General features: G+C 59.8%; 4 protein-coding genes. 3 read left to right on the forward strand and 1 reads right to left on the reverse strand.

The window, feature by feature from the left end; all coding sequences use genetic code 11:
- Positions 1-980 (forward strand): RNA-guided endonuclease InsQ/TnpB family protein (locus B9H04_RS17360; RefSeq protein ID WP_139835150.1); only part of this gene is annotated, 980 nt, incomplete at its 5' end.
- A 54-nt stretch (positions 981-1,034) separates the two neighbouring features.
- Here the strand turns inward: B9H04_RS17360 and B9H04_RS17365 are convergent.
- Complete coding sequence (locus tag B9H04_RS17365) at positions 1,035-1,982, reverse strand: MBL fold metallo-hydrolase (protein ID WP_080508751.1); 948 nt, start codon at positions 1,980-1,982, stop codon at positions 1,035-1,037.
- Between the two features lie 89 nt (positions 1,983-2,071).
- Here B9H04_RS17365 and B9H04_RS17370 point away from each other — a divergent pair, with 89 nt between their 5' ends.
- Together B9H04_RS17370 and B9H04_RS17375 are read left to right on the forward strand one after the other, a co-directional pair.
- Positions 2,072-2,806, forward strand: coding sequence for a helix-turn-helix domain-containing protein (locus tag B9H04_RS17370; protein ID WP_049933446.1), 735 nt, complete (start codon positions 2,072-2,074; stop codon positions 2,804-2,806).
- A gap of 83 nt (positions 2,807-2,889) precedes the next feature.
- Positions 2,890-4,794, forward strand: a complete 1,905-nt coding sequence (locus tag B9H04_RS17375) for an ABC transporter ATP-binding protein (RefSeq protein ID WP_049933445.1) — start codon at positions 2,890-2,892, stop codon at positions 4,792-4,794.
- Positions 4,795-4,875: the final 81 nt, after the last annotated feature.

Here is a 4,875-nt window from a genome sequence, read left to right on the forward strand (position 1 = left end):
GCCTACAACTCGACCACCAGCCACAGAACGCTATCGAGTGGTACGCCAAAGTCCCGCACCACGAGGATTACCACCTCTGGATACCAGCACGCGCCAATCCCGACCAGCGGGATTGGCTTGAAGCGTTGTACGCAGACGACGCCGAGATGGGTGAAAGTCGGCTGTTCGAGCGGGATGGAACGTGGTACCTCCACATCACCGCTACCCGCGACGTGGAGGACGAATCTGAGGCGTCCGCCGATAAGCGGACACCGGTTGGTGTGGACATCGGAGAAGCGAGCCTCGTCACGGTGTGTCACCGCGACGGCTCCGGTTCTCCGGTTCGCCCCCGCCTGTGGGCCGCCGACGGCAAAGCCGTTCGTCGGCTCCGAAAAACCTACTTCACCGCCACAAGACGGCTTCAGAAGCGTGGTAGTGAGCGAATCGCAGACTCGTTCGGTGACGCACTGTGGGACCAGATTGACGACGCTTTTCACCGTGTGACCAGCGAGGTCGTGGACTACGCCGAGTCCGTCGACCACCCAGTGTTAGTGCTGGAAGACCTGAGGTACATCCGCGAGAACATGGACTACGGTGAGTACATGAATCGGCGGTTACATGGGTGGGGCTTTGCCAAGCTCCACGCACAGATTCGCTACAAAGCTACCGAGAAGGGGATTCCCGTCGAGACGGTGAATCCCCGGAACACGTCGAAGGCGTGTCACGCCTGCGGTGAACACGGTTACCGGCCACGACAGGCGACGTTTAGATGCTCGAACGACGGCTGTTGGGTCGGTGAGTATCAAGCCGACGTGAACGGGGCGATAAACATTGCAGACCGCTACCGTAGTGGAGAGAGTCACCGCCAAAGCGACTGGGCTTCCCGGCAGAAGGTTGGTGCCGATGACTCGGCTACGGATGGGGCCTCTTTGACCGGGCCACAAGACAGCCAAGCCGATGCTGAAACCCAGCAGACGACGCTTGGAACGTATGCGTCTTGAAATCAACAGGCCGCTTCGCTCGGCCTGAAATCCCGTGGTGGGATTCCTCCGCGTTCACGCGGAGGAGGAGGTCAATTCAGCGAGGGTCGCAGTCACCGGTGGTTCAGGCGAGCCGGGATCGTGTGCTGGCAGCACAACCGTATCGTCTGGCCTGTTCAACAGGCGCTGAAGACTCTCGTAAAGCGTCGCAGCATTCTGTTCGACCTCGGCGTCTTCGATACCGGCTTCGACGCCGAGTTCGACACGTCCCACGCTCTCGTGGAAGAGCGTATCGCCCGTGATCAACGCTACACCGTCGACATCGAATGAGACACTTCCTTCGCTGTGTCCCGGTGTGTGGATGACTTCGATATCGAGACTGCCGACCGTCACGCTCTGTCCATCCTCAACCGGCGTTGCGTCGATGGCGAGCGCGTCTTCCGGGTGAAGGTAGTAAGGAACGCCGTGTCGGTCGGCGAGTTCTACAGCACCCGAGACGTGGTCAGCGTGGGCGTGCGTGTCGAAGACGCCGACGAGTTTGGCGTCGTATTCATCGAGAATTGCCTCGTACTCAGCGAGGTAATGTGATGGATCGAAGAGCGCGGCTTCACCGGCCGAGATGAGGACGTGTGAGAGGCAGCCCTTCCCTGGGCGCGCGACCTGAATGAGCGTGCCATCGAGATTCGCTGGTACTTCTGCGTGGCGGTGCACGCGGCTCCAGCCATTCATTCCATCGGTGAGCGTCACCGCATTGTAGTCCAATTCTTGGAGCACTTCCGTCGCTGTCTCCGAGACGACACCTACGGCACAGACTGTAACTATCTCCTCCTCACGAGGAAGGTCCGAAAGAGGCTCCTTGGCTTGTTCAGGGTTGTCAGTTAATTCGTCGTAGACATCGACGTTGATACTACCCGGTATATGCCACTCTTCGAAGTCTTCTCGGTGGCGAATATCGAGGACCAGTGGCTTGCCGTCGCCATTTCGCAACTGCTCGCTGATTTTTTCCGGCGAGATCTCTTGCATCGGTGCTTGTGGAGAGGAGGTATATTCGCATATGAGTACTGCCGGACATGACCGGCACTGTTAATTTTGACCGGTTCAAAATAATTAGTATGAGCTTGTACGAGGCCACGATTCGAGTTAAACACGAGTGCCCGTACCGGGAGATCTCGGAACGACACCCGGATTTGACCATCCGTGAGTGGCCGCTAAGCGACTGTCAAGTACTGGAAATCACGTCAGAGACGACGCCGACTGATGAGCTGCGTGACGATATTGACCAACTCGGGACCGTTCTACACGAATCGAAGGGTAACGAAGGGTATCACATCGTCACACAGTCGTGTCTCTGTTCACTCGAACAGTCGATTATCGACCGGTTTGAGAAACACAACTGCCTGTATCAGTCGCCAACGATCTACCGTCAAGGCTGGGAGCACTACACGGTAGTCGCGTTCGACGGCGAGGACATTCGAGAGCTGCTCGGTGATCTTCGCTCCGATAGAGAAATCGAACTGCTCTCGAAAACGTCGATTTCGGAAAAACAGATTCCACACAGTATGCTGGCTCCGGCGAACCAACTGTTCGAGAACATCACTGACCGACAGTTGGCAGCGCTCCAATTAGCACTGGAGAGTGGGTACTACGAGCAACCACGGAAGACCTCGCTTCGAGACCTGGCCGATCAGACGGCAGTCGCTCGCTCAACGTATGAAGAGCACCTTCGAAAAGCGGAGAATAAACTCCTCACGAACGCGGGACAGTTCCTCCGACTGGTTACCGCGACATCGGCAGCCGACCCGCTACAAGTAGAGGAGACCCGACGAACCGAACAAGCCGCCGACTAGTCTGTCATCAGTTTGCCAGACAATCATCTAGCTTATAACGCCATGTCACCGAATACTTACACACAAGAGCGCTACCGAACACAGTGACAGACGACCACGGCGGGTTTGAACACGCCCGAGAAAACGTTGACGGCCATCCGATGGTGAGTCTGCTCGGCTACGCCAAGCGCTACTGGCCGACCCTTACGCTCGGCGTGCTTGCGGCGTTTCTCACGAGGTTTGCCCGACTGGTCCCACCGATTGTCGTCGCGGCTGCGATCGATCGAGCGATCCGCGGATCGGCCGACGCGGGACTGCTGACCGACGTGGGTTTGCTGCCGCAGGGCGAAATCACCGGCGAAGCGGCTCGGCTCGCGGTGCTCGAACAGCTCGTGCTCATCGCAGTGCTCGCGTACCTGGTCCGGTCGGTTGCGCGGTTTATCTCCCGGTATCTGCTTCAAGCGACCGCACAGAAGGTTCAGCGTGATCTGCGAAACGACACGTACGACCATCTCCAGCGGCTCTCGATGGACTTCTTCGCCGATCATCAGACCGGCGGTATGATGTCGATCCTCAACAGCGATATCAATCGGCTTGAGCAGTTCCTGAACACGGAGTTCCGACAGCTCATCCGCGTGGTCGCGACGGTCGGCGGAATCGCGATCATCTTGTGGACGTACTCGCCGAAGCTGGCGCTCATCGCGCTCGCGCCGGTCCCGGTCATCGGACTGGCTAGTAGCCAGTTTCTCACCTGGATCGAACCTCGATATAAATCGATTCGCGAGACAGTCGCTCGACTGAACACGCGGCTCGAGAACAACCTCGGTGGCGCCGCGGTGATCAAGTCGTTCGACCGGTACAGCTTCGAGGAGAGCCGAGTCGCTACGCAGAGCGAGGCGTACCACGACGAGAAGGTCGCGGCGCTTCGGATCCGACGGGGGTTCTTCGCGGCCCTGCGACTGTTGACCGGCGTCGTATTCGTCCTCGTGCTCTACATCGGTGGCACCGATATCATCAGCGGCGTTCCCGGCGAGGCAGGGGCGCTGACCCTCGGCGGGTTCGCGCTCTTCTTCCTCCTGTTGCGGCGGCTGTACTCGCCGATGCGCCGGGTCGGGAAGTCGGCGAACAAGTACCAGCTCGCGAAGTCGAGCGCCGAGCGCGTGTTCGGGTTGCTCGGCCGCGAGCCCACGATCACCAGCCCCGACTCGCCGCATACCCCTGCGTCGATTGACGGAGAGGTCACGTTCGAAGACGTTACGTTCGCCTACGGGGACCGCGAGCCCGTCCTTCACGACGTCTCGCTCAACGTGCCGGCGGGGACGACGATCGGGCTCGCCGGGGCGACCGGGGCCGGGAAGTCGACGCTCCTGAAGCTTATTCCCCGGTTCCACGACGTCGACGATGGGGCCGTCCGGGTTGACGGGACCGATGTGCGGGAGTACGATCTACAGTCGTTGCGGGACGCCATCGCCATTGTCGAACAGAATCCGTACCTGTTCTCGGGGACCGTCGCGGAGAACATCGCGTACGGCGACCGCGAGACGCTTGAGGCCGAGTGGGCGGGAGAACCGGACGAAAGCGCCCGCGCTCGGGTCGAGCGGGCGGCCGAGGCCGCCGCGGCCGACGAGTTCATCGAAGATCTCCCAGATGGATACGACACGCAAGTCGGCGAGCGTGGCGTCAAACTTTCGGGCGGCCAGCGGCAGCGCCTCGCCATCGCCCGGGCACTGCTCAACGATCCCGAGATCATCGTTTTTGACGAGGCCACCTCAGACGTCGATACGGAGACCGAGGAACTGATTCAGGAAAGCCTCGAGCGGCTGGTCGAGGAGCGGACCGCGTTCATCATCGCCCACCGACTGTCGACGATCCAGAACGCGGACGAGATCGTTGTCATGGATCAGGGCCGGATCGTCGAGCAGGGAGGGCACGACGAGCTGGTTGCGGGCGAGGGAATATACGCGGATCTCTGGCAGGGGCAGGCTGACGCTGCTGCTGCCGACGACTGACGCTCGACCGGGGTGTCGGTATGTTCCCCGAATTATCCAAATATTGAGTAGCACTGAATTAGTGGGCGTGATATAAAATAT

The sequence above is a fragment of the Halorubrum ezzemoulense DSM 17463 genome (assembly GCF_002114285.1).
In the GTDB taxonomy this organism is placed as follows: Archaea; Halobacteriota; Halobacteria; order Halobacteriales; family Haloferacaceae; genus Halorubrum; species Halorubrum ezzemoulense.